Below are 24,724 nucleotides of genomic sequence, written 5' to 3'. Positions count from 1 at the left end.
TTTCCTGTGGGAGCGAGCCTGCTCGCGAAGAGGCCAGATCAGCTTATGGAGATCTCAGAGCTGCCCGTCGCGATCCCGGAAACCCAGCAGATACAACACACCATCCAGCCCCAGCGTTGAAATCGCCTGCTTCGCCGACTGCTTGACCAACGGTTTGGCGCGGAACGCCACGCCCAGCCCGGCAATCGCCAGCATCGGCAAGTCGTTGGCGCCGTCGCCGACGGCAATGGTCTGCTCCAGACGCAGGCCTTCCTTGTGCGCCAGCTCCTTGAGCAGATCTGCCTTGCGCTGCGCATCGACAATCGGCTCGATCGCCACGCCGGTGCACTTGCCGTCGACCACTTCCAGCTCGTTGGCAAACACGTAGTCGATGCCAAGCCTGGCTTGCAGCTGCTTGGCGAAATAAGTGAAGCCGCCGGACAGGATGGCGGTTTTGTAGCCAAGGCGCTTGAGTTCGGCGAACAGGGTTTCGGCGCCTTCGGTCAGGCGCAGCGAGGCGCCGATCGAGTCGAGCACGCTGACGTCGAGGCCCTTGAGCAGCGCCAGACGCTCCTTGAAGCTGGCGCGGAAATCCAGTTCACCGGCCATGGCGCGCTCGGTGATTTCCGAAACCCGGTCACCCACGCCGGCCGCTTTGGCCAGCTCATCGATGACCTCCGCTTCGATCAGCGTCGAGTCCATGTCGAACACCGCCAGACGCCGGTTGCGACGGAACAGCGAGTCTTCCTGGAAGGCGATGTCGACGTTCAATTCCTGGGCAACGCTGAGGAATTCGGCGCGCAAAGCCTGCGGATCGGCGGCTTCGCCGCGCACGGAAAACTCGATGCAACCCTTGCCCTTGTCGGCCGGCGTGTCCAGCGGCATGCGCCCCGACAGACGGTCGATATGGTCGATGTTCAAGCCATATTTGGCGGTGATCGCGCTGACCGCCTGCAACTGGCCGGCTGTGACTTTGCGCGTCAGCAGGGTAACGATATGGCGTTTCTTGCCCTGATTGCCCACCCACTGCTGGTAATCCTCTTCGGACACCGGGGTGAAACGCACTTGCTGATCCAGTTCGTAGCCCTTGAACAGGATGTCCTTGAGCACTGACTTGCCCTGTTCGGAATCGGGAATTTCAACCAGGATGCCGAACGACAGGGTGTCGTGGATCACCGCCTGACCGATGTCGAGAATGTTCACACCACCTTGTGCCAGAACACCGGTGATGGCCGCTGTCAGACCGGGACGGTCGACTCCCGTGATGTTAATCAGGACGATTTCGCGCAACGCGCACCCCCGCAACTGGAAAAAAACCGCATTCTACCCACTTTCAGTGACCATCGGGCACCGCGAGCGCTTTGCCGGTCTGGGGCCTGTCGCTATACTGCGCGTCAACTTCACGGACAAAGAGCCGAGCTCAAGTGAACCGGCCCACGCCAGTCAAAACCGATAACTTCTTCCTGCTGATCTTCCGTGCACTGCGCCATCGCCGTGTACCGATTGCATTGCGCATTGCCAGCCACAACGTGATCCTGGTCGCTCTGGCCCTGGTGATCTATGCCGGGGTGATGGGTCTGCAATTCAAGCAGGCCATGCACGAGCAGGCCGATGCGCTGGGCGAAAGCCTGACCACGCAGACCGCCACCTCCGCCACCGAGCTGCTGGTGTCCAACGACATCCTCAGCCTCAACGTGCTGCTCAACAACCTGACCAAGAACAAACTGGTCGCCCACGCGGCGATCTACAGTGTGGACAACCGCATCCTCGCCGAGTCCGGTCAGCGTCCCAAGCACAGCCTGCTGGGCGAAGCCGAGGGCATGTACGAGAGCAAGATCACTTTCCAGGACGTGACTGCCGGGCAACTGCGCATCAGCCTGGACATGGATCAGTTCCAGCAGCCGATGACCATCAGCCTGCAAAGCATGGGCATTCTGAGCGCAATTCTGCTGGCGCTGTCATTGGCTCTGAGTCTGCGCATGGGCCGCTATCTGTCGACGCCGTTGCTGCAATTGCGCGTGTGGCTGCGCCGCATCGACGCGCACACCCCGGGCATCGACCGCCAGGATGAAATCGGCGATCTGGCGCGCCAGCTACATGCCAGCTACGCCCCGGAACCGGAGCCTGAGCCCGAACCCGAGCCGGAATTCGCCGAGGAAGAAGACGAGCCTGAATTCGAGGTGCGTAACCTGCGCGATCCGAGCTTCGACGAAAGCCGCCCGCTGGCCGCGAAGAAACCGGCACCGCGTCACCTGGTCAGCACCGTCGAAGACGATGACGACGATGACGCTTTCGCCGACCTGCGCGACGAATCGCTGAACGGCGCCGCCCAACCGCTCACGCGCAAACCGAGCCCTGACGTGCCACAGCACACCGCCGTACTGGCCGTGCAACTGGGCTCGCAGGAACAATTGCGTCGTTTGCCTCGCGCACGTCTGGAAGAATTGCAGGAACGCTATCGCGACTGCCTCGAGCAGGCCGCGTCGCTGTATCAGGGCGAAATCGAAACCCTCAACGATGGCAGCACGCTGTTGCTGTTCCACACCGAAGACTGCGGCGACGATTACCTGACCAATGCCATCTGCTGCGGCGAACTGCTGCGTGCACTCGGCCACCAATTGCAGATCGAGGTCGCAGACAGCGGCATCACCCTGCAATTGCAGCTGGGCCTGACCTTGGGCGATGAGTTGTTCGGTCTGAGCCAGATTGATCTGCTGCTGACCGATTCGGCCCAGGATGCACTGGCCTTGTCGCAACACAGCCGCAATCTGCTGCTGGTCGAGCGCAAGATCAGCGATGACACGCTGATCCGCCAGCGTGCGCGGATCCGGCCGATCGCCAGCCCTGAAGGCGCTTGCTGTGTAGAACGGTTGATGGAGCCTTATCCGTCGATGCTCGAACGGCAACTGGCGCGGATGCATGAGCGCCGGGCGTAAGGCTTAGGCCAGATACGCAAAAGCCCGCAGATGAGTGATTGTCTGCGGGCTTTTTGTTGCCTGCGCTGGCCCCTTCGCGAGCAGGCTCGCTCCCACCAGGTCTGCTCGCCGCCGATCAAATGTGGGAGCGAGCCTGCTCGCGAAGTGGCCAGCGTTGAAGACGAATAATCTCTGCCCCCCAGATACAACAAAGCCCGCACAAGGCGGGCTCTGTTCTGACGCGTTCCAGCCTCAGAAGCGAAACACTTCCATATCGGTACGAATAGGCGAGGCCATCGGAATCTTTGGCTGCTTCTCGGCATCCGCCGCCGGCGCTGCGGGTTTCGGCGCGGCTTTACGCGGTGCCTCGGCCACGGGCGGCTGGTTGGCCAGTGGCTTGAGCGCCACCGACAACTGCTCGGCCAGACGCTGCAACAGAACCCCTTGTGCCTGCACCTGGGACGCGGTGCTGCCGGCGTGCGTTTCCTGCAGGTGAATGATGCGGTTATCGCGCACCTTGCCGCGACGATCGATCAAACGCCATTGCGCATCGAGAATCGCCGGTTGTTTCGCCCCGGAATCCAGACGGGTGATGGTCAGCAGAACCTGCACATCCGGCGTGAATCCGGCAGTAGCAGGCGCCAGCACCACACGCTGGCTGTCCAGGTGACCAGCCACCTGACGCATCAGCAGTTGATCGATATCCGACGAAAGGCTGCCAGCCCAACGACCGTCGGTCGCCGCTTGCAGGCTGCCGTCGGGTTGACGTTGCAGCAGGGTTTCGCGTTGCAGGTAATCGGCAACAACTACCGGCCCCAGCAAAACCGCCATGCCTGCGCTTTGCGCAGGCTGAACCGGACTTCCGCTGTCCAGTTGGTACAGCGACACCGGCTGGTGAACGCTGCAACCCGCCAGGCCAAGAACGCCGGCGAGCAACAAAATAAGGGGGCGTAGAGCAGTCATCATCCCGTCCAGGTGGCCGCCACAAGGCTGACCACAGTGAAAATACTCAATAAATATGAAGAACGCTCGGCCACGCCGGCGCTTGAAAGGCCATATCATCCGTGAATATGCGTTCCGACTCCAGCGCCAAAGCGTCGATCTACGCGTTTAATCGCAGATCGAACGCTCTAGTAAGGCGTTCTCGCCTAATTGAGGTTTTCGACGAGCAGCGCATCCACTCTCTGGAAGCCCCGCGGAAGTTTGTTTCCGCGCCGTCCACGCTCACCTTTGTAGTGCTCGAGGTCGTCGGCTTTCAGCGACAGGGTCCGTTTGCCAGCCTGCAATACCAGGGTGGCGCCTTCCGGCAGGACGGCGATGTCCGTGACATATTCTTCGCGACTGGCCACGCGTTCACCGGATATACCGATGATCTTGTTGCCTTTGCCCTTACCTAATTGTGGCAGATCGCTGATTTTGAAGATCAGCAGGCGACCTTCGGTCGTGACCGAGGCCAGCCAGTTCTGCTCACGATCGGCCACAGGGCGCGGCGCGATGACCTTGGCGTTGTTCGGCAGGCTCAACAGGGCCTTGCCGGCCTTGTTCTTCGCTTGCAGGTCTTCGCCTTTGACCACGAAGCCGTAACCGGCATCGGACGCAATCACGTACAGCGCATCGTCTTCGGGCATCAGCACGCATTCGAACGAAGCGCCCGGTGGCGGCGTCAGACGGCCGGTCAAGGGTTCGCCCTGGCCACGGGCCGACGGCAAGGTATGCGCGGCGACCGAGTAGCTGCGACCGGTGGAATCGATGAACACGGCAATCTGGTTGGAGCGCCCCGCCGCCGAGGTCTTGAAGCCATCGCCGGCCTTGTACGACAGACCGGTAGCGTCGATGTCGTGGCCCTTGGCCGAACGCACCCAGCCTTTTTCCGACAGCACGACAGTGACTTTCTCGTTCGGCAGCAGATCGTGCTCGCTCAACGCCTTGGCTTCGGCGCGCTCGACGATTGGCGAACGGCGGTCGTCGCCGTAGGTTTCGGCGTCTTTGAGCAGCTCGGTGCGCACCAGTTTCTTCAGCTTCGCTTCGCTGCCCAGCAGGGCTTGCAGCTTGGCTTGTTCCTTGAGCAGTTCGTCCTGCTCGTCGCGCAGCTTCATCTCTTCCAGTCGCGCCAACTGACGCAAGCGGGTGTCGAGGATGTAGTCGGCCTGAATCTCGCTGAGGGCGAAACGCTCAATGAGCTTGGCTTTCGGATGCTCCTCGGTACGGATGATGTGAATTACTTCATCCAGGTTGAGGTAGGCGATCAGCAAACCGTCCAACAGGTGCAGGCGACGCTCGACCTTGTCGAGGCGAAATTGCAGGCGGCGACGCACGGTCAGCACGCGGAATTCCAGCCATTCGACCAGCAGCGCACGGAGGTTTTTCAGCTGCGGCTTGCCGTCCAGACCGATGATGTTGACGTTGACCCGGTAGGTCGACTCCAGCTCGGTGCTGGCGAACAGGTGCTGCATCAGCGCTTCGTGATCGACGCGGCTGTTGACCGGGATGATCACGATGCGGCACGGGTTTTCGTGGTCGGATTCGTCACGCAGATCGGCGATCTGCGGCGCTTTCGACGGTTTGGCCTGCATCAGCGCGGCGATCTGCTCCAGCACCTTGGCGCCGGAGACCTGATGCGGCAGCGCGGTGACGATGATGTCGCCGTCCTCGACGTGGTACACGGCGCGCATACGCACCGAGCCCTTGCCGGTTTCGTACATCTTCAGCAGGTCGGCACGCGGCGTGATGATTTCCGCTTCGGTCGGATAATCCGGACCCTGGATGTGTTCGCAGAGCTGTTCGACCGTGGCTTTCGGCTCATCCAGCAAGCGCACGCAGGCGGTGGCGACTTCACGCAGGTTGTGCGGCGGCACATCGGTGGCCATGCCCACGGCGATACCGGTGGTGCCGTTGAGCAGAATGTTCGGCAGGCGCGCCGGCAACACCAGCGGCTCCTGCAGGGTGCCGTCGAAGTTCGGCCCCCAGTCCGCGGTGCCCTGGCCCAGTTCGCTGAGCAGCACTTCGGAATAGCGCGACAGCCGCGCTTCGGTGTAACGCATGGCGGCGAAGGACTTCGGATCGTCCGGCGCACCCCAGTTGCCCTGGCCGTCGACCAGCGTGTAGCGATAGCTGAACGGCTGCGCCATCAGCACCATCGCTTCGTAGCACGCCGAATCGCCGTGGGGGTGGAACTTGCCGAGCACGTCACCGACGGTACGCGCCGATTTCTTGTGCTTGGAATCGGCGTCCAGCCCCAGTTCGCTCATGGCGTAGACGATACGCCGCTGTACCGGCTTCAGGCCGTCGCCGATATGCGGCAAGGCGCGGTCCATGATCACGTACATGGAGTAGTTGAGGTAGGCATTTTCGGTGAAGTCAGCCAGCGATCGGCGTTCTACACCGTCCAGGCTGAGATCAAGGGAGTCGCTCATGCGGGCCTCATCGGTTCGTTGTCTGGCGCAGCAGCATGGTGCCACCGCGCTGGGTAAATTCAAGTCTGTTCAGGGCGCTCATGCCGAGCAGCACCTGGTCGCCATGCAGCCCCGGCGCCACCAGTGCACGGACATCCCGCAGCACGATGTCGCCCAATTGCAGGCGGGCAATCTTCGTTCGATAGCCCTGGCTCAGGCCATTGGCCGTGCTCAGGGCCACGCCGAAACCTTCTTGCAGCTTCAAACGCTTGGCCAGATCCGCCGGGATCGCGACATCGGTCGCGCCGGTGTCGAGCATGAACTCCACCGGCTCGCCGTTGATCTGGCCGCTGGCGACAAAATGCCCTTGGGCATTGCTCGCCAGTTTCACTTCGATAAATCCTTCGCCCTGCTCCGACGTGACCACGATGTTCGGATTCTGCTGGCGCTGCTCCCACTGCCCAAAAAATTTCGTCGCGAGAAACAGTGCCGCGCACCAGGCGAGGACCATTAGCACCCGACCGGCACGCTTGCCCGGCGGTTGCTGGCTCATGGCCTGGCACTCCAGCCACCGTCCGGCGCGGCGAAGCGCCAGACCACCGGGCGGACTTCGCCGTCGGCACGCGGGCCAAAATTGTTGTCGACGCCGATCCACGCACCCTCGACGTCGATGATCAGCGCTTCCTCCAGTCCGTAGTTCTGCGAGTAACGGCGATTTTCCTGCAACAGTTCGCCAGCATAAGACCAGCATTGTTCGACCTTGGCCGTCTGTGCATCGCGACGGCAGATCTCGAAAGCGTTGCGTTCAAGGGTAAACAGCTTGCCGTTGAACAAGGAAATGTCGGAAAAGTCGCGATGCACCGCTTTCGCCTTGGGAAACTGTGGCGGCTGCATCTCCTTGCCGCCCTCACTGAGCAGCACGCAGCGACCGTCACAATCCCACACCGTCTGCTGGCGCTTGATCAGCAGCAGGCCGCGCTTTTGCCGTTCGGCGGCCAGCCATATCTGATCACCGGCCGGGTTGATCGCCAGGCCTTCGAAGATCGAATTGAACTTCAGCAGCAGGCCGCTCGCCCGTGCTTCGCGAACCAGCAGCGGCGATATTTTCAGCCAGTTCGCCGGGCCACTGACCGGCACCTGCAACACCGCCGCATGGGCTTCGCTGACGATGTAGCGATTGCCAGCGCTGTCGCAACTGATGCCTTCGAAATCCAGTTCGCCCCCGCGAATGAACGACGCCGCCCAGGTACGCGAGCTCAAGCCCCACGGCAAGCCGCTCTCGGGCACGGGCGGCACGTCGATGTGCACGGTTTGCGCCTGCCAGACCGGATCGCGGGTATCGAGCCGATAGATCTGCTCGTCATCGCGATCGGAAACCGTCCACAGCTCATTGCCGCACATGGCCAGACCCGACAGGTTACCGCCGCGCATGCCTTCGACCGGGTGTTCGGAAAGCAGCCGCAATTGTTGCAGCGGCTCGGCCGACACGCTCAGCGCACTCAGCAGCAACGCACCCGCCAAGGCCCAGCCAAACTGCATCAGGCCAGCACCTCGGCGAGGTTGCCTTTGGATTCGAGCCAGGTCTTGCGGTCACCGGCGCGTTTCTTCGCCAGCAGCATATCCATCATTTCCGAGGTTTCGGCGAAGTCTTCGCCCAGCGTCAACTGCACCAGACGCCGGGTGTTCGGGTCCATGGTGGTTTCACGCAGTTGCGGCGGGTTCATTTCGCCCAGGCCTTTGAATCGGGTGACCTGGGGCTTGCCGCGTTTCTTCTCGGCCACCAGGCGATCGAGAATGCCGTCGCGCTCGGCTTCGTCGAGGGCGTAGTAAATCTCTTTGCCGAGGTCGATACGGTACAGCGGCGGCATCGCCACATAGACGTGACCGGCATCCACCAGCGGGCGGAAGTGCTGGACGAACAGCGCACACAACAAAGTGGCGATGTGCAGACCGTCGGAGTCGGCGTCGGCGAGGATGCAGATCTTGCCGTAGCGCAGCTGGCTCATGTCCGCCGCGCCCGGATCGACGCCGATGGCCACGGCGATGTTGTGCACTTCCTGGCTGGCGAGTACTTCGCTGCCGTCGACTTCCCAGGTGTTGAGGATCTTGCCGCGCAACGGCAGGATCGCCTGGAATTCCTTGTCCCGCGCCTGCTTGGCCGAACCGCCGGCGGAATCACCCTCGACCAGAAACAGCTCGGAACGCATCGGGTCCTGCCCGGCGCAGTCAGCCAGTTTGCCTGGCAGCGCCGGACCTTGGGTGACGCGTTTGCGCTCGACTTTCTTGCTCGCCTTGAGGCGACGACCGGCGTTATTGATCGCCAGTTCGGCCAGGGCCAGACCGGTTTCCGGGTTGGCATTGAGCCACAGGCTGAAAGCGTCTTTCACCACACCCGAGACGAACGCCGCTGCCTCACGGGAAGACAGACGCTCTTTGGTCTGGCCGGAGAATTGCGGCTCCTGCATCTTCATCGACAGGACGAAAGCGATGCGCTCCCAGACGTCTTCCGGCGCGAGTTTCACGCCGCGTGGCAGCAGGCTGCGGAACTCGCAGAACTCGCGCATCGCGTCGAGCAGACCCTGACGCAGGCCGTTGACGTGCGTACCGCCCTGGGCGGTCGGGATCAGGTTGACGTAGCTTTCCTGCACCGCGTCGCCACCTTCCGGCAGCCACAACAGTGCCCAGTCGACCGCTTCCTTATTACCGGCGAAAGCGCCGCAGAACGGCTCGTTCGGCAGACGTTCGAATTCGCTGACCGCATCGACCAGGTAGGAGCGCAGGCCATCTTCGTAATGCCACTCGACTTTCTCGCCGGTGCCTTTGTCTTCGAAGCTGACCAGCAAGCCCGGGCACAACACAGCCTTGGCCTTGAGCACATGCTTGAGGCGGCTGATGGAGAATTTCGGTGAGTCGAAGTATTTCGGGTCCGGCGCGAAGTACACGCTGGTGCCGGTGTTGCGCTTGCCGACGGTGCCGACGATTTCCAGCTCGGAGGCCTTGAAGCCGTCCTTGAAGGTCATCTGGTATTCGTTGCCGTCACGTTTGACCCGTACGCGCACTTCGGTCGACAGCGCGTTGACCACGGAAATACCCACGCCGTGCAAGCCGCCGGAGAACTGGTAGTTCTTGTTGGAGAACTTGCCGCCCGCATGCAGCTTGGTGAGGATCAGTTCGACGCCGGACACACCCTCTTCCGGGTGAATGTCGACCGGCATGCCACGGCCGTCGTCGCTGACTTCCAGCGAATGGTCGGCGTGCAGGATGACCTGCACCGATTTGGCGTGGCCGGCCAGGGCTTCGTCGACGCTGTTGTCGATGACTTCCTGGGCGAGGTGGTTCGGCCGACTGGTGTCGGTGTACATGCCGGGGCGTTTGCGCACCGGGTCGAGGCCCGAGAGGACTTCGATGGCGTCGGCGTTATAAGAACTAGCGCTGGGAGTGGCCATAAGGTCTCGTCGTCAGTCATTCATGAAAGAGGGGCAAGACTTCACAGCGTGGTGAAATCGATTGCCTGATACATATCGGCAGCCATGCCGGCAAAACTCAGCAACGCCGGCAATTGCCCGGCAAAGCCCTGGAAACTGTGGTCGCCGCCGGCCTGGATGCGCAAGGCACAGGCGCGGTAATACTGTTGGGCGAGGCGATAATCCAGCGTTTCGTCGCCGGTTTGCAACCAGACCTGATAACGCTGCGGATCCTGCGGTGGTGGCACTTCCAGTTCGGCCAGCGCCGTGACGTGGTCGTGGGTCAGTTCCCAGGTTTCATCGGTGTAGAGGTTCTGCTGCGTGCCCAGATAACCATCGAACATCCGGTGCGGGCTGACCGCCGGGTTGACCAGCAGGGCTTTCAGGCCATGGCGCTCGGCCAGGTGAGTCGCATAGTAGCCGCCGAGCGAACTTCCCACCAGCAACGGCCGGCCCAGCTCGGCGATTGCCTGCTCGAGCTGACCGATGGCTTCACGCGGATGGTGATGCAGCGCCGGCACGCGCAATTGCCCGCTCAAACCCAGCTGCTCCATGACCGCGACCAGCTGACAGGCCTTCTTCGAGGCCGGCGCGCTGTTGAAACCGTGGATATAGAGGATCGAACCGGACATTTGAGCTCCCTGGCTGTCGGCGAAAGATAGCGGAGTTTACAGGGAGAAGGACCGGGATTGGGGGTGGGTTCAATAAATTGGTGTGACAGCACAAGCTGCCCTCACCCTAACCCTCTCCCGGAGGGAGAGGGAACCGACTGGGGGATATTCGAGAGCTACACCGACCTGAGCGTTTTGCTGCGAATCCATAATCGATATCGCTGTTTCAGGTCGATGCACAGCCAAAGACACCGCGGTCGGCCCCCTCTCCCTCTGGGAGAGGGCTGGGGTGAGGGTCTTTGATTGTCAGTTCAGTAACCGTTGGAGCCGTAATCGACTGTGAACTCGAAGTCGCTGACTCTTTCGACGCCCGTTTCCAATTTCCCGTCCGGCAACAATCGCAACCAGCGATACCCCGGCGCCTGCTCGCCCACTTTGAAATCCGCACTCCCCGGCTCGAACTGGATACACGTCGAGGGCGAGGCCATCAAGCGCACGCCATTGCGGTCGCGATCGATTTCCTGATGCACATGCCCCCACAGCACCGCGCGAACCTGTGGAAAGCGATCCAGCACTTCAAAGAACGCTTCCGGGTTGCGCAAGCCGATCGGCTCCATCCACGCGCAGCCGATCGACACCGGATGATGATGCAGGCACACCAGATGATGGCGCTCAGGCGCTTCGCTCAGCGCGCGCGCGAGCAGTTGCAATTGATCATCCTGCAGATAGCCCGGCACCGAACCCGGCACCGCCGAGTCCAGCATCGTCACCCGCCAATTGCCAATATCGACCACCGGCTCCAGGAGCGTGCTTTGCACCGCCGCCTCGGCCATGACCATCGGCTCGTCGTGATTGCCGGGAATCCAGCGCGCGGGTGCACTGATCTGCGCGCTCAGTTGGCGGAATGCCTGATACGACTGCAGCGTGCCGTCCTGGGAAATATCTCCGGTGGCCAGCACCAGGTCGATCTGCGCCTGTTGCGCCAACACCAGGTCGATGACCTGTTGCAGGCTCTCGCGGGTCTTCATGCCCAGCAGCGTGCCGTCCGCCTCGGCGAACAGGTGGCTGTCGGACAACTGCACCAGCAGCGCCGGGTCGGCGCTGGTCAATGTCGATACGCTGGGCAAGGCGCTCTCCCGGGGCTAAGCACGCAATGGATGGGTGCGGCAATTATGCTGGGGGATGACACAAAGGGGAAACCGCCGAAGCGGACGCAGTTCACAACTAGCGAACGACTTCGTACTCGTGCCCCAACGCCAGGCAATGACTCAGCCATTCGCCCAGAAACACATTGAGCTGGGCCTTTTCATCGGGCTGGTGCATGGCGGCGTTCGGATAAGGATAGATGCCGCGAAAGCGTCGTGCATGCTCGGCGCTGACCACTTCGGCCATGCGCGCGTCGTGGTAGACCTGCACTTCCAGTTGCGGCACCGGCAACCACGGCAGACTGTGCTCCTGGCGCACCTGCAAGGTCGTGGTGTACGGGCAGGTCTGCAACACCTCGAGAGCGAGCACGCCAAGCATCTGCTCGCCCTGGGTCACAGCGATACGCCGCGCCTCGGGTTCGTTGCGCATGTCCGGCAGCAGTCGCATCAGGCGCGCGTAGTTGGCCTCGCAGGCGGCTTGCAGCCCTACGAGGTCAACCCGATAACGATCGCGCAGCTTGTTTACGACCATAGCCCCCTCACTTCGGCGCGGTTGAGCGCCAGCCACTGCAAGGCGATGATGCTCGCCGCGTTGGCAATCCGTCCGTCACGCACGGCCTGCAAGGCATCTTCAAATGCCCAGACCGTTACGCGAATGTCTTCGGCCTCTTCTTCCAGCCCGTGCAGACCGCCGACACCGTCGGTGCTGCAACGCCCCAGATACAAATGCACGAATTCGTTGCTGCCACCCGGGGAGGGGAAGTACTTGGTCATCGGCCACAACGCCTTGATGTCCAGCCCAGCTTCCTCCTGCGCCTCGCGGTGAGCAACTTCTTCCGGTTGCTCATCCTTGTCGATCAGACCGGCGACCAGTTCGACCAGCCACGGGTTGTCGGCCTTGCCCATGGCGCCGACACGAAACTGCTCGATCAACACCACTTCATCGCGCTGCGGATCGTAAGGCAGGACGCACACGGCATCGTGGCGCACGAAGATTTCACGATTGATCTCGCGGCTCATGCCACCGGCGAACAACTCATGGCGCAGGTGCACACGGTCAAGCTTGTAAAAGCCCTCGTAGCATTTTTCGCGCCGCACGATATCGACGGCGGTCGGAATGGCGTTGGCAAAGTCAGTCATAATCTTCCTCTTTACTGCACATCCATTACGAGGTTGCTGTGTACAACCGGCAACCTCGACTTCGCGCCATCCTAACGCGCCCGCACCGTTTGATGCAGCCCCTTTACCGTCAGCGGGATGGACGGTGACGGTGAAACACACTCTAATCAGCTTAGTGGCGAACTGACTGCTCCGTTGAGAGTCGAAGCGGTATCTTTTTGCCTTCCCCTGCTTTCGAAAGGACGCCCATGTCGCTTTTCAAAATTGCCTCTGTGGCCGCTATTGCCCTGACTCTGGGCGCTTGTGCCAGCCTGTTCCAGCCCAACTATCGCACGCCGCTGGAAACCACCCGCGACGCCTCGGAACAACTCAAACCCGGCTGTTCCAACCCCGATTGCCCGCTGGTGAACATCGACACCCTGCGCTTCCCGGACGAACCGGCGCTGGATGGCATCATCGAAAAACGTCTGCTGCAAATGACCCGCACCGAGAAGAACGCGCCGGTAGCGCCAACCCTGGCCGCCTACCGCGAGCAGTTCCTCGCCAGCGCCGGCCCGCGCAACAGCAGCTATCTGCAAGCGAAAGTACGCGAGCAGCATGACGGACTGGTGATCATCGAGCTGTCGAGCTACCTCGACACCGGCGGCGCCCACGGCACGCCGGGTCGCGGTTTCATCAACTATTCGCGCCAGCAGCACAAGGTGCTGAACCTGTCCGACATGTTGCTGCCGGGGCAGGAAGAGGCGTTCTGGAAAGCCGCGCAAGTGGCGCACAACAGTTGGCTGATCAGTACCAAACTCGATCAGGAGGCGGAATTCGTCGCGAACTGGCCGTTCGTGAAAACCCCGCACGTGGCGCTGACCTACGGCGGCGTGATCCTCAAGTACGACGTGACCACTATCGCGCCATATGCGCTGGGCCACGTCGAACTGAAGATCCCTTACCCGCGCCTGAACGGCATTCTCAAGCCTGAGCTGTTTCCCGGCCGTAACTGAAGGCCCGGCCCAGCACCAGTTGAAGCAATCCTGCCAGCACCAGCGCCGGCAGGGTTGCGCCGACATCCGGATACAGATTCGCCAGCAAGTGGTAGGTGCTCACACCACCCAGCCACGCCAGCAACGCCGGCCAGCGCAATGCGGCTGACGCGACCTGAGCACTGCGTTTGCGCAGGATGAAGTGATCCACCAGCACCACGCCGAACAGCGGCGCGAACACCGAGCCGATCAACAGCAGGAAATTCTGGTACTGCGCCAATGGCGCCAGCAGTGCGATCAGCGTGCAGATCACGCCGATGGCCAAGGCCAGATGCTCGACTTTCAGACGCAACAGAATCCCGCTCGAGACCGCTGCCGAATGTATATCGGCAAAAGCGTTTTCCGACTCGTCGAGCAGAATCAGCAACAGCGGAATGCCCAGGCCGGCGCCAGCCAAGGCCAGCAGCAACGCATTGACTTCACCGCTCGGCGCGAACGCCAGGGTGTAGGCCACGCCAAGGCTCATCAGCCAGAAGTTACCGATGAAGAAACCGACAGCCGTGCCACCGAAAACATTCTTCGCACGCTTGCCGAAACGCGAGTAGTCGGCAATCAGCGGCAGCCACGACAGCGGCATGGCGATGGCAATGTCGAAGCCCACGGCGAACGGCATCGAACCGTCACCGGCGCGCGCCCACAGCGCCGCGAGGTCGGCTTTGGCGAACAGGTTCCAGGTCAGCCACAGGCACGCGGCGAGCAACAGCCAGATGCCCCACTTGCGCAGAATCTGCCGCACGAACGTCAACGGCCCGCTCACCGCGAGCAAGGTCGCCAGCGCACCGAAGAACAGCGTCCACAGAATCGGATTGGCCCACAGCGAACCTTCGCTGAAGGCGCGGCTGCCGAGCAGACTGGCGGCGTCGCGCATGACGATGATTTCGAACGAGCCCCAGCCGATCAGTTGCAGCAGATTGAGCAGCGCCGGCAGGCTCGCGCCTTTGCTGCCGAGGCTGAGCTTCAGCGCCGCCATCGATGACAGGCCGGTGTCGCTGCCGATCACGCCGACAGCAGCCAGCAACAGCACGCCGACCAGCGTGCCGAGGAAGATGGCCAGCAAAGAACCGGACAGACCCAGACCCGGCGCGAGCAATGCGCCGGTCTGCAAAACCATCAGGCCGATGCCGAGGGAGAACCACAGGGAAAACAGATCGCGCCCGCCGAACACACGCTTTGCAGCGGGGACGGCGAGATCGGGGGAATAGGTGCCGGGTTGAATGCTCAAGGGTGTTATCTCAAAGGGACATTTGTTGTGATCGTTCCCACGCTCTGCGTGGGAATGCCTCTCGGGACGCTCCGCGTCCAGTGACGCGGAGCGTCACGGGCTGCATTCCCACGCGGAGCGCGGGAACGATCAGTACGGGGTCAAACTTTCTTGTACAGCTGACTGCCTTCCTTCTTGAACCGCTCGGCCTGTTCCGCGAGGCCTTTGGCGACGTCCACGTCGACCGCGTTGATGCGTTGGTTGGCCGCGTATTCACGGACTTCCTGGGTGATCTTCATCGAGCAGAATTTCGGCCCGCACATCGAGCAGAAATGCGCGACCTTGGCCGAGTCCTTTGGCAGGGTTTCGTCGTGATAGGAACGTGCGGTGTCCGGGTCCAGGCCGAGGTTGAACTGGTCTTCCCAGCGGAATTCGAAACGCGCCTTGCTCAGTGCGTTATCACGAATCTGCGCGCCCGGGTGTCCCTTGGCCAGGTCCGCTGCGTGGGCGGCGATCTTGTAAGTGATGATCCCGGTCTTCACGTCATCCTTGTTCGGCAGGCCCAAGTGCTCCTTCGGCGTCACGTAGCAGAGCATCGCGCAACCGAACCAGCCGATCATCGCCGCGCCGATACCCGAGGTGATGTGGTCATAGCCCGGAGCAATGTCGGTAGTCAGCGGGCCGAGGGTGTAGAACGGCGCCTCATCGCAGCATTCGAGCTGCTTGTCCATGTTCTCTTTGATCAATTGCATCGGCACGTGGCCCGGGCCTTCGATCATGCATTGCACGTCATGTTTCCAGGCGATTTTGGTCAGCTCGCCGAGGGTTTCCAGTTCGCCGAATTGCGCTTCGTCGTTGGCGTCGGCAATCGAGCCCGGACGCAGGCCATCGCCCAGCGAGAAGCTGACGTCGTAGGCCTTCATGATTTCGCAGATTTCGTCGAAGTGGGTGTAGAGGAAGTTCTCTTTGTGGTGCGCCAGGCACCACTTGGCCATGATCGAACCACCACGGGAGACGATGCCGGTGACGCGTTTGGCAGTCAGCGGTACGTAGCGCAGGAGCACGCCGGCGTGAATGGTGAAGTAGTCGACGCCCTGCTCGGCCTGTTCGATCAGGGTGTCGCGGAACAACTCCCAGGTCAGGTCTTCAGCGACGCCGTTGACCTTCTCCAGCGCCTGATAGATCGGCACGGTACCGATCGGCACCGGCGAGTTGCGGATGATCCACTCGCGGGTTTCGTGAATGTGTTTGCCGGTGGACAGGTCCATCACCGTGTCCGAGCCCCAGCGAATGCCCCAGGTCAGTTTCGCCACTTCTTCTTCGATCGAAGAACCCAGGGCGCTGTTGCCGATGTTGCCGTTGATCTTCACCAGGAAGTTACGGCCGATGATCATCGGTTCCAGTTCGACGTGGTTGATGTTGGCGGGAATGATCGCGCGGCCGCGAGCGATTTCTTCGCGGACGAATTCAGGGGTGATTTCTTGCGGAATGCTTGCGCCGAAGCTGTGGCCGGCATGTTGCTGCTTGAGCAAACCGGCCGCACGGGCCTCTTTCAGCTTCATGTTTTCGCGGATGGCGACGTATTCCATCTCGGCGGTGATGATGCCTTTGCGCGCGTAGTGCATCTGGCTGACGTTGGCCCCGGCCTTGGCGCGGCGCGGGTTGTTGACGTGAGCGAAGCGCAGTTTGGTCAGTTCGGCATCGGCCAGACGCTGCTGGCCGAAGTTCGAGCTCAGGCCCGGCAGGCGCTCGGTATCGCCACGGTCATCGATCCACGCTGAACGCACATCGCCAAGGCCTTTGCGCACATCGATGACCACGTTCGGATCGGTGTACGGGCCGGAAGTGTCGTAGACCGTGACCGGCGCATTGATCTCGCCGCCGAAATCGGTCGGGGTTACATCGAGGCTGATTTCGCGCATCGGCACGCGGATGTCCGGGCGCGAGCCCTGAACGTAGATTTTTTGCGAACGGGTGAACGGCTTGACCGATTGCTCGTCGACCTTGGCCGAGTCACTCAGGTTGATCGCGTTTTTTTCTTTTGTTGTCATCACGGGCTCTCCAGACAGCATCCAGCAGTGGATTGTCGGAGCAGAACCTGAAAGGCACGGACGCACCAGGACCGGTGCTGTGCATTCGTCATGAGCGTTCGATTGTCGAACAATATCCCGGACGAAGCACAAGAGGACTCGCCGGGTGACGAGAAATCTTGTTCCCTACGCAGGCGCTAACCTGATCAGGTTCAACGGGATCCGAAATTATTCGATCTCAGCCTCATAGCAAGGCACCCCGACAAGAACCCGGCCAGTCTAGACACAACCATCAAGGAACGCCAACACCGCAGCGAACGCCATGATGAATGGCGTAAATACCCAGGCTGGCCGATTGTTGCCGGAGCAATGCGCAACTACACTCGCTTGGCCTGCCCAGCCTTGACGCTGTGTGGGCTGCGCCTTACCTTTGGCGCCCGGATTACTTCCATAATATTCATGCTAGGGATCGCCTCATGCTGCGCAAACTTTCATTGGCTGTTGCCGTGTCCTGTGCGTCCAACACAATGGCCTGGGCAGCGGAAGCACCCTTGTCGACCAAAACCGATCTGGTCAGCGTCTATCAGGAAGCGGTCGACAACAACGCCGACCTCGCGGCGGCCCGCGCCCAGTATGGCGCGCAGAAAGAAGTGGTGCCGCAGGCCCGCGCCGGTCTGCTGCCGAACCTGTCCGGTGGCGCCGAAGTCGCCGACGTGCGCACCTCGATCGACCAGCCTTCGGCCATCGCCAACCGCAGCGCGCATTCCTATCAGGCGACACTCGCGCAGCCGCTGTTCCGCGCCGATCGCTGGTTCCAGTATCAAGCAGCCAAGGACGTTAACGAGCAGGCCGCGCTGCAGCTCTCGGCGACCGAACAGAACCTGATCCTGCAATCGGCCGAAAGCTACTTCAACGTGCTGCGCAGCCAGGACAATCTGGCCTCGACCAAGGCTGAAGAAGCGGCGTTCAAACGTCAGCTCGATCAGTCCAACGAGCGCTTCGATGTCGGCCTTTCGGACAAGACCGACGTGCTGCAATCGCAAGCCAGCTACGACACCGCGCGAGCCAACCGCATCGTCGCCCAGCGTCAGGTCGATGATGCGTTCCAGGCGCTGATCACCCTGACCAACCGTCAGTACAACTCGATTCAGGGCATCGTCCACACGCTGCCGATTCTGCCGCCTTCGCCCAACGATGCGAAATCCTGGGTCGACACGGCGGCGCGGCAGAACCTCAATCTGCTCGCCAGCAACTACGCGGTCAGCTCCGCCGAGCAGACGCTCAAGCAGCGCAAGGCCGGCCACTTGCCGACCCTCGACGCCGTGGCGAAATACGAGAAAGGCGACAACGACGCCCTCGGCTTCGCCAACCCCAACTCGTTCGGCGCGCCCTACGGCGGCAACGTCGAGCAGAGCACGCTGGGCCTGCAACTGAACATCCCGATCTACAGCGGCGGGCTGACCAGTTCGCAAGTGCGTCAGTCCTATGCGCAACTGGATCAGAGCGAACAGCAGCGCGAATCGCTGCGCCGGCAAGTGGTGGAAAACACCCGCAATCTGCACCGAGCGGTAAACACCGACGTCGAGCAGGTGCAGGCGCGCCGCCAGTCGATCATCTCCAACCAGAGTGCGGTGGAAGCCACGGAAATCGGTTATCAGGTCGGCACGCGCAACATCGTCGACGTGCTCGACGCGCAGCGCCAGCTGTACACCTCGGTGCGCAACTACAACAACACCCGCTACGACTACATCCTCGACAACCTGCGCCTGAAGCAGGCGGCGGGGACGCTGAACCCGGGTGATCTGGAAGATCTGCGGCGCTATCTGAAAGCCGATTACAACCCGGACAAGGACTTCCTGCCGCCGGATCTGGCGTCGGCGGCTGAGGCGCAGCTCAAGGCCCGGCCTTAAGCGCTAAAAACAAAAGATCGCAGCCTTCGGCAGCTCCTACAGGGAAATGCATTCCAACTGTAGGAGCTGCCGAAGGCTGCGATCTTTTTGCTTACTTGATCAATCTGCCCAAGCTATCCAGCAGCCGCTGCAACGCGCCCTGATTGCGCCGCATCACCGCCAGCCCGGCCTCCGCCATGCGCTGCGCATCACGCGGCAGTTCGAACAAGCGCTGCACCTCGACTGCGAGGCCTTCGGCATCATCCACTTCGGCCAATGCCCCGGCTTCGCGCAATTGCGCGGCGATGTCGAGGAAGTTGAACAGGTGCGGGCCGCTGAGTACCGGTTTTGCCAGCGCGGCGGGTTCAAGCAGGTTGTGCCCGCCGTTCGGCATCAGACTGCCGCCGACAAAAGCGCTGTCAGCCAGGGCATAGAGAAACAGCAACTCGCCCATGGTGTCGCCGAGCAGCACGCTCGTCTGCGCATCGACATTGGCCCCGGTCGAGCGACGTACCGTGGCGAAACCTTCGCGCTGGCACAAGTCGAACACCGAATTGAAACGCTCGGGATGACGCGGCACCAGAATCAGCAACGCATCGGGATGCCTGCCCAGCAAACGACGATGGGCGTCGAGCACCACTTCGTCTTCGCCTTCGTGAGTGCTGGCGGCGATCCACACGGGACGATCCTGTGCCTGCCACTGGCTACGCAGTTCGGCTGCACGCTGCAACAGTTGCGGGTCGATGGTCAGGTCGAACTTGATCGAACCAGTGACTTCAACGGTTTCCGAACGCGCGCCGAGATCGCGGAAGCGCTGGGCCTCGGCTTCGGTCTGCACCGCCAACAGGCTCATCTCGGCAAGCATCGGCGCAGTGAGTTTGCTGAAGCGGCCATAGCCTTTGGCGGAGCGCTGCGACAACCGCCCATTGGCCAACGCCACCGGAATCCCGCGCTTGGCACATTGATGAATATGATTAGGCCACAACTCGGTCTCCATGATCACTGCAAGCCTGGGCTGCACGCGATCAAGAAAACGCGCCGCCGCACAAGGCAAGTCATACGGCAGATAGCAGTGTTGAATGCGCGGCTCGTTGGCGAACAGTGCCTGAATCCGCTCCGAACCGGTCGGGGTCATGCAGGTCACGGTGATCGGCAGCGTCGGATAGCGGTCCAGCAGCGCGCGGATCATCGGCGCGGCGGCAATGCTTTCGCCGACCGACACCGCGTGCACCCAGATGCCACCGGGCTGCAGGGTGGGCATGCCATAAGTAAAGCGCTCGCCAATGCGTTTGGCATACGCCGGCGCCTTGCGCGCACGCAGCCATAGCCGAATCGCCACCAATGGCAGCCCCAGGTAAAACAGCGCGGTGTAGAGAGTTCTATTCATGGCGGCGGAGTTTATCGGCTTTTGTCGCCGATCGCCCGCAAGTGCACGGCAAAACGTTCCGCCAGCCAGCGCGCGGCCGGGCCGAGCGGTTCGTCGCGGCGCCAGACCAGTTCCACCACCAGCGCTGGCGGCGTCCATTCGCTGTCGAGCTCAATCATCTGGCCCTGGTACGCCGAGTACTGCACAACGTGGCGCGGCAACCAAGCCCAGCCGAGATCGCGCACCAGCCATTCGGACATTACGTAAAAGCTGTCGGCGCGCCACACCTGTGGGCTGGCCGGCTCGTTGCCGGGATAGACGCTGGTCTGCGTCGACATCAGCAATTGCCGGTGCTGCGCCAGTTGCTGGCAGGTCACATAGGAATGCTGCGCCAGCGGATGATTGACGCCACAGACCGTGACCATTTCCACTCGACCCAGCACGCGGCGCTCAAGGGCTTCGGGGATTTCATCGTGATAGAACAACAAGCCAAGATCGGCCCGGCGTTCGACCAGTTTGCGCGCGACTTCGCCTTGGGCGGCGCTGGTCAGTTGCACTTCCAGGCTGGGAAACTGCTCGGCCAGTTCGCCGAAACTTTCCACCAGCGCCTGATAGGGCATCGCCTCGTCCTGGGCCACGCGCAACTGCGCCTCCTGGCCGCGCAGCATGGCCATCGCGCGGCCGTTGAGGCGCTCGCACTGGCGCAACACTTCCCGCGCCTCTTCCAGCAATGCCTCGCCCGCCTCGGTGAGACTGGGCTGACGGCCACTGCTGCGCTCGAACAGGCTCACGCGCAAATCCTCTTCGAGCATCGCGACAGCACTGCTGATCGCCGATTGCGCCTTGCGTTGTCGACGTGCCACGGCGGAGAACGATCGCTGTTCGGCGACGTCGACAAATACCCGCAGGTGCTCAAGATTCCATTGCATACGATTTTTCAACCTATCTACTGAACAGATAGGTAATGACTTTACCCCATCTGAGCAATCCCTAGAATGTCACTCCAGCAAGCAATGATTTATTTGAGGATCAAACCATGAACGCCTACGTCTATCTGGCCATCGCCATCTGCGCCGAAGTGATCGCCACCGTTTCGATGAAAGCGGTCAAGGGCTTCAGCACGCCGCTGCCGCTGATTCTGGTGATTGTCGGCTACGGGATCGCATTCTGGATGCTGACGCTGGTGGTGCGCACCGTACCGGTGGGCGTTGCCTACGCGGTCTGGGCCGGTATGGGCATTGTGATGGTCAGCGTGGCGGCACTGTTTATCTATGGGCAGAAGCTGGATATCCCGGCGATGCTGGGGATGGCGTTGATCGTGCTGGGCGTGGTGGTGATTCAATTGTTCTCGAAAACCGCCGGCCATTAACTGCCAGACACAATCCCCTGTGGGAGCGAGCCTGCTCGCGAATGCGGTACATCAGTCAACACATATGTCGACTGGCATTCCCTCTTCGCGAGCAGGCTCGCTCCCACATTGGCCCATATGTTCGGCATGTTGATCATCGACAAATCCGCCCCTTTCCCGAGTCTGTATACTGCGCCCTCGTCTTGAGCACTGAGGTCGTTGCATGCCATCCGTTATTTCCACCGACGTTCTGATTGTCGGCGCTGGTGTCGCCGGCCTCTGGCTGAATGCGCGCCTGCGCGGTCAGGGTTTCTCGACCGTGCTGGTGGAAAGCGCCAGCCTCGGTGGCGGGCAGAGCGTGAAGTCCCAGGGCATCATCCACGGCGGTGCCAAGTACGCGCTGCACGGCGCGCTGACCGGGGCCTCGGAAGCCATCGCCGACATGCCGCGCCGCTGGCGCGAGGCGCTGGCCGGTAATGGTGAGCTGGATCTGTCCAGCGTGCGCCTGCTGTCCGAAGCCCATTACCTGTGGTCGCCAGGCACTTTGGCCGGCAACCTGACCAGTTTCTTCGCCAGCAAAGCCGTGCGTGGCCGGGTCGATCAGGTCAAGGGCGATGAACTGCCGCTGGCCCTGCAGGACAAGCGCTTCAAGGGCAAGGTCTATCGCCTCGCCGAATTGGTAGTGGATGTCCCGAGCCTGATCCAGCGCCTGGCCGAGCTGGCCGGTGACGGTCTGCTCGCCGGGCAGGTCATCGAACCGTTGCTGGAAGCCGGCGTGCTGGTCGGCCTGAAAGTCGATGGCCGTGAGATCCGCGCTCAGCGCATCGTCCTCAGCGCCGGCGCCGGCACGGCCGAACTGCTTGAAGCCCTGGGCCTGAGCCGTCCGGCCATGCAGCGCCGCCCCCTGCACATGATCCTCGCCAAAGGCCCCGGTTTGAAACCGCTGTACGCGCACTGCCTGGGCGGCGGGACCAAGCCGCGCATTACCGTGACCACGCATCCGGCGGCTGATGGCCAGTGGGTCTGGTACATGGGCGGCGACATCGCCGAAAGCGAAGGCGTGGCCCGCGAACCAGCCGAACAGATCGCCACCGCGCAAAAGGAAATCGCCCAATTGCTGCCGTGGATCGACCTCAGCACCACGCAATGGGCCACCCTGCGCGTCGACCGCGCGGAGCCGCTGCAAACCGGCCTGACCCGTCCGGACAACGCATTCCTCGCCGAGGAAGGTCGCTTGCTCGTCGGCTGGCCGACCAAACTGGCACTGGCGCCAGACTTCGCCGACCGCGTTATCGGCTCGCTGCAACGCGACGGCATCCAGCCGCAGGCGACCGAGCCGCTGCCGCCGCTGCCGAAACCGCCGCTCGGCGTCCCCGCATGGGAGCAACTGCTGCCATGACCATAGCCACTCTGCACGAACTGCATCGCCCACTGGGCAGCACCGGCCTGACGGTTTCGCCGCTGGGCCTGGGCACGGTCAAACTCGGCCGCGATCAAGGGGTGAAATACCCCAACGGCTTTCAGATTCCCGGTGATGACGAAGCGCGCATGCTGCTGCGCCAGGCGCGCGATCTGGGCATCAACCTGATCGACACCGCACCGGCCTATGGGCGCAGCGAAGAACGCCTCGGCCCGCTGCTGCGCGGTCAGCGTCAGGACTGGGTGATCGTCAGCAAGGCCGGTGAAGAGTTTGCCGATGGCCTGTCGCGTCACGATTTCAGCGCCGCGCACACGCGAATGTCGGTCGAGCGCAGCCTGCAACGTCTGGAAACGGATTTTATCGATCTGGTCCTCGTGCACTCCGACGGCAACGACATGGCCATCCTCGAGCACGAAGAGGTCTACGCCACCCTCGCGGCGCTGAAGGCCGAGGGCAAGATTCGCGGCTTCGGGTTTTCCGGCAAAACCGTCGAAGGCGGCTTGAAAGCGCTGGAGCAAGGCGACTGCGCGATGGTCACCTACAATCTGAACGAACAAAACGAAAAGGCGGTCATTGACTATGCTGCTGCCCACGGCAAAGCCATTCTGGTGAAAAAAGCCCTGGCCAGCGGTCATGTCTGTCTGAGTCCGGGAGTCGATCCGGTGCGCGCCAGCTTCGAGTTGCTGTTCACTCAGCCAGGTGTCGCCAGTGCTATTGTCGGCACGATCAATCCGCTGCACCTCGCCCATAACGTAGCGACCGTTGCCCAGGTCCTGCGTAGTCACTGACGCCGCCCCGCGGCCTTAAGCCAGGAGCCGATATGCCGCGCACGCTCATCCGCAAGAACCCGAGCAACTTCAAAACACTGCCGCTGTTCGTCGAAGCCACGCCCGAAGGCCTGAGCTATCAGAGCGTCGGCATGCCGCTGAACTTCGCCCAGACCCTGCAACGGCGCAAACCGGTCAGTGTTGCCGACAGCGAGCGCTTTGCCCTGGAGCTGGCCAACCTCGGCGTGTCCGTGCGCCTGACCCTGCACTGGCAGAATCGCGATTACTGGGTGCTGGTGCGCCAGCGTCGGCAGGATCGCGGCGACGTGGTGCTGAAACTGATTTCCGGCTATGTGCCTGCTCATGAGCTGAACATTCCTCTGCACACGGCGATTCAGGAGATCGCCGAAGAGTGTCTGCTGGAAACCCCGGAAGGCTGGCTCGGCGGGCGTTTCAACGAGACTTGGTTGCCGGCGCCCTACTCCGCTGCGCTGCATTACCGTGAGGCGTTGCCGTTTCGCCTGACGCCGTTGTCCGGTTCGGCGCGTCCGGTGCGCTGCGCCAACCTGCAATTGCTGGAGCGACCACGGGCGTACGTGCATCTGCCGACGGCGTCCCTGCAATTGATCTATGACTTGCGCCTGGACGTGCCCAAGGAGGCGAAGTCCTTGAGCCTGTTTCATGTCGACGAGCGTCTGGAAGGCGATCAACTGGTGGCGCGGCTCGATCGCAAACGGCCAGACCTGTACTTGATGCCATTGCACGACGGCCAGCCGCTGCCTGAGTTGTACACCCTGAAAAAGGATCAACTGTATCCGGCGAGTACCCGCGGTCTGTATCTGGCCGAAAGCTTCGCGCGACAGGATGGCTGGCTGGTGCGTGATGAGCGGATTCGCTGGAAAGACTGGTTGCGCCAACAGGGCCTGACGCCAGCGGAGAAAGCCACTGGACTGGCACGCCTGCGCGGCAAGGCCAGGCAGCTGCTGAAGAAAATCGTACCGCGCAAGAAAGTGAATTCCTGAAAGCAAAAAATCGCAGCCTTCG

21 protein-coding genes and 1 riboswitch are annotated in these 24,724 nt (G+C 61.9%); of the genes, 7 read left to right on the top strand and 14 right to left on the bottom strand.

The window, feature by feature from the left end:
* Positions 1–54: 54 nt before the first annotated feature.
* Complete coding sequence (serB, locus tag ACZ9BE_RS00220; RefSeq protein WP_041477650.1) at positions 55–1,269, bottom strand: phosphoserine phosphatase SerB; 1,215 nt, start codon at positions 1,267–1,269, stop codon at positions 55–57.
* 134 nt (positions 1,270–1,403) lie between these two features.
* On the opposite strand from serB, the gene ACZ9BE_RS00215 reads away from it, so the two are divergent.
* Complete coding sequence (locus ACZ9BE_RS00215; RefSeq protein WP_095180973.1) at positions 1,404–2,915, top strand: AhpA/YtjB family protein; 1,512 nt, start codon at positions 1,404–1,406, stop codon at positions 2,913–2,915.
* A 231-nt stretch (positions 2,916–3,146) separates the two neighbouring features.
* Here ACZ9BE_RS00215 and ACZ9BE_RS00210 read toward each other — a convergent pair whose 3' ends face one another.
* From ACZ9BE_RS00210 to ACZ9BE_RS00170, 9 genes are all read right to left on the bottom strand, one after another.
* Positions 3,147–3,857: a PqiC family protein gene (locus tag ACZ9BE_RS00210; RefSeq protein ID WP_024011350.1), complete on the bottom strand. Its 711-nt coding sequence runs from the start codon at positions 3,855–3,857 to the stop codon at positions 3,147–3,149.
* A 185-nt stretch (positions 3,858–4,042) separates the two neighbouring features.
* The gene (gene parC, locus ACZ9BE_RS00205) at positions 4,043–6,307 is read right to left on the bottom strand and encodes a DNA topoisomerase IV subunit A (RefSeq protein WP_476248785.1); all 2,265 of its coding nucleotides are present in this window, start codon (positions 6,305–6,307) and stop codon (positions 4,043–4,045) included.
* 7 nt (positions 6,308–6,314) lie between these two features.
* A complete protein-coding gene (locus ACZ9BE_RS00200) occupies positions 6,315–6,839 on the bottom strand; it encodes a retropepsin-like aspartic protease family protein (protein ID WP_476248784.1) in 525 nt (174 codons plus the stop codon).
* The gene (locus tag ACZ9BE_RS00195; RefSeq protein ID WP_310219223.1) at positions 6,836–7,825 is read right to left on the bottom strand and encodes an esterase-like activity of phytase family protein; all 990 of its coding nucleotides are present in this window, start codon (positions 7,823–7,825) and stop codon (positions 6,836–6,838) included. Before ACZ9BE_RS00195 ends, ACZ9BE_RS00200 begins: the two co-directional genes overlap by 4 nt.
* Positions 7,825–9,732, bottom strand: coding sequence for a DNA topoisomerase IV subunit B (parE, locus tag ACZ9BE_RS00190; RefSeq protein ID WP_095180975.1), 1,908 nt, complete (start codon positions 9,730–9,732; stop codon positions 7,825–7,827). The genes ACZ9BE_RS00195 and parE overlap by 1 nt, the downstream gene beginning before the upstream one ends.
* Positions 9,733–9,773: 41 nt before the next feature.
* Positions 9,774–10,382 carry a YqiA/YcfP family alpha/beta fold hydrolase gene (locus tag ACZ9BE_RS00185; protein WP_095180976.1) on the bottom strand — a complete coding sequence of 203 codons (609 nt, stop codon included), beginning with the start codon at positions 10,380–10,382 and terminating at the stop codon, positions 9,774–9,776.
* 290 nt (positions 10,383–10,672) lie between these two features.
* Complete coding sequence (gene cpdA, locus ACZ9BE_RS00180) at positions 10,673–11,488, bottom strand: 3',5'-cyclic-AMP phosphodiesterase (RefSeq protein WP_476248783.1); 816 nt, start codon at positions 11,486–11,488, stop codon at positions 10,673–10,675.
* 97 nt (positions 11,489–11,585) lie between these two features.
* The gene (locus tag ACZ9BE_RS00175) at positions 11,586–12,038 is read right to left on the bottom strand and encodes a DUF1249 domain-containing protein (RefSeq protein ID WP_016771972.1); all 453 of its coding nucleotides are present in this window, start codon (positions 12,036–12,038) and stop codon (positions 11,586–11,588) included.
* Positions 12,029–12,646 (bottom strand): NUDIX domain-containing protein, encoded by a 618-nt coding sequence (locus ACZ9BE_RS00170; protein ID WP_024011344.1) that lies wholly within the window; start codon positions 12,644–12,646, stop codon positions 12,029–12,031. Before ACZ9BE_RS00170 ends, ACZ9BE_RS00175 begins: the two co-directional genes overlap by 10 nt.
* 227 nt (positions 12,647–12,873) lie before the next feature.
* Here ACZ9BE_RS00170 and ACZ9BE_RS00165 point away from each other — a divergent pair, with 227 nt between their 5' ends.
* Positions 12,874–13,620 (top strand): RsiV family protein, encoded by a 747-nt coding sequence (locus tag ACZ9BE_RS00165; protein WP_016771974.1) that lies wholly within the window; start codon positions 12,874–12,876, stop codon positions 13,618–13,620.
* On the opposite strand, the gene cytX is transcribed toward ACZ9BE_RS00165, so the two are convergent.
* Positions 13,589–14,881 carry a putative hydroxymethylpyrimidine transporter CytX gene (cytX, locus tag ACZ9BE_RS00160; RefSeq protein WP_056787515.1) on the bottom strand — a complete coding sequence of 431 codons (1,293 nt, stop codon included), beginning with the start codon at positions 14,879–14,881 and terminating at the stop codon, positions 13,589–13,591. The genes ACZ9BE_RS00165 and cytX overlap by 32 nt on opposite strands.
* Positions 14,882–15,021: 140 nt before the next feature.
* The gene (gene thiC, locus ACZ9BE_RS00155) at positions 15,022–16,911 is read right to left on the bottom strand and encodes a phosphomethylpyrimidine synthase ThiC (protein ID WP_476248782.1); all 1,890 of its coding nucleotides are present in this window, start codon (positions 16,909–16,911) and stop codon (positions 15,022–15,024) included.
* 145 nt (positions 16,912–17,056) lie between these two features.
* Positions 17,057–17,162, bottom strand: a riboswitch (TPP riboswitch).
* Positions 17,163–17,366: 204 nt separating this feature from the next.
* Here thiC and ACZ9BE_RS00150 point away from each other — a divergent pair.
* Positions 17,367–18,800, top strand: coding sequence for a TolC family outer membrane protein (locus ACZ9BE_RS00150; protein WP_122707700.1), 1,434 nt, complete (start codon positions 17,367–17,369; stop codon positions 18,798–18,800).
* Between the two features lie 91 nt (positions 18,801–18,891).
* Here the strand turns inward: ACZ9BE_RS00150 and waaA are convergent, their stop codons facing one another.
* Positions 18,892–20,166 (bottom strand): lipid IV(A) 3-deoxy-D-manno-octulosonic acid transferase, encoded by a 1,275-nt coding sequence (gene waaA / locus ACZ9BE_RS00145; protein ID WP_476248781.1) that lies wholly within the window; start codon positions 20,164–20,166, stop codon positions 18,892–18,894.
* 11 nt (positions 20,167–20,177) lie between these two features.
* Positions 20,178–21,074 (bottom strand): LysR family transcriptional regulator, encoded by an 897-nt coding sequence (locus ACZ9BE_RS00140; RefSeq protein ID WP_095180982.1) that lies wholly within the window; start codon positions 21,072–21,074, stop codon positions 20,178–20,180.
* A gap of 107 nt (positions 21,075–21,181) precedes the next feature.
* On the opposite strand from ACZ9BE_RS00140, the gene ACZ9BE_RS00135 reads away from it, so the two are divergent.
* The 4 genes from ACZ9BE_RS00135 to ACZ9BE_RS00120 all read left to right on the top strand — a co-directional run bounded on the left by ACZ9BE_RS00135 (position 21,182) and on the right by ACZ9BE_RS00120 (position 24,702).
* Entirely contained in the window at positions 21,182–21,514 is a 333-nt protein-coding gene (locus ACZ9BE_RS00135; protein WP_150638310.1) for a DMT family transporter, read from the top strand.
* Between the two features lie 202 nt (positions 21,515–21,716).
* Positions 21,717–22,892 (top strand): NAD(P)/FAD-dependent oxidoreductase, encoded by a 1,176-nt coding sequence (locus tag ACZ9BE_RS00130; RefSeq protein ID WP_476248780.1) that lies wholly within the window; start codon positions 21,717–21,719, stop codon positions 22,890–22,892.
* The gene (locus ACZ9BE_RS00125; protein WP_476248779.1) at positions 22,889–23,701 is read left to right on the top strand and encodes an aldo/keto reductase; all 813 of its coding nucleotides are present in this window, start codon (positions 22,889–22,891) and stop codon (positions 23,699–23,701) included. Before ACZ9BE_RS00130 ends, ACZ9BE_RS00125 begins: the two co-directional genes overlap by 4 nt.
* A 32-nt stretch (positions 23,702–23,733) precedes the next feature.
* The gene (locus ACZ9BE_RS00120; RefSeq protein WP_056787497.1) at positions 23,734–24,702 is read left to right on the top strand and encodes a hypothetical protein; all 969 of its coding nucleotides are present in this window, start codon (positions 23,734–23,736) and stop codon (positions 24,700–24,702) included.
* The last annotated feature ends 22 nt before the right edge of the window (positions 24,703–24,724 follow it).

The sequence above is a fragment of the Pseudomonas sp. TE9122 genome, assembly GCF_056278925.1.
This window is presented reverse-complemented; position numbering and strand designations above follow the sequence as displayed.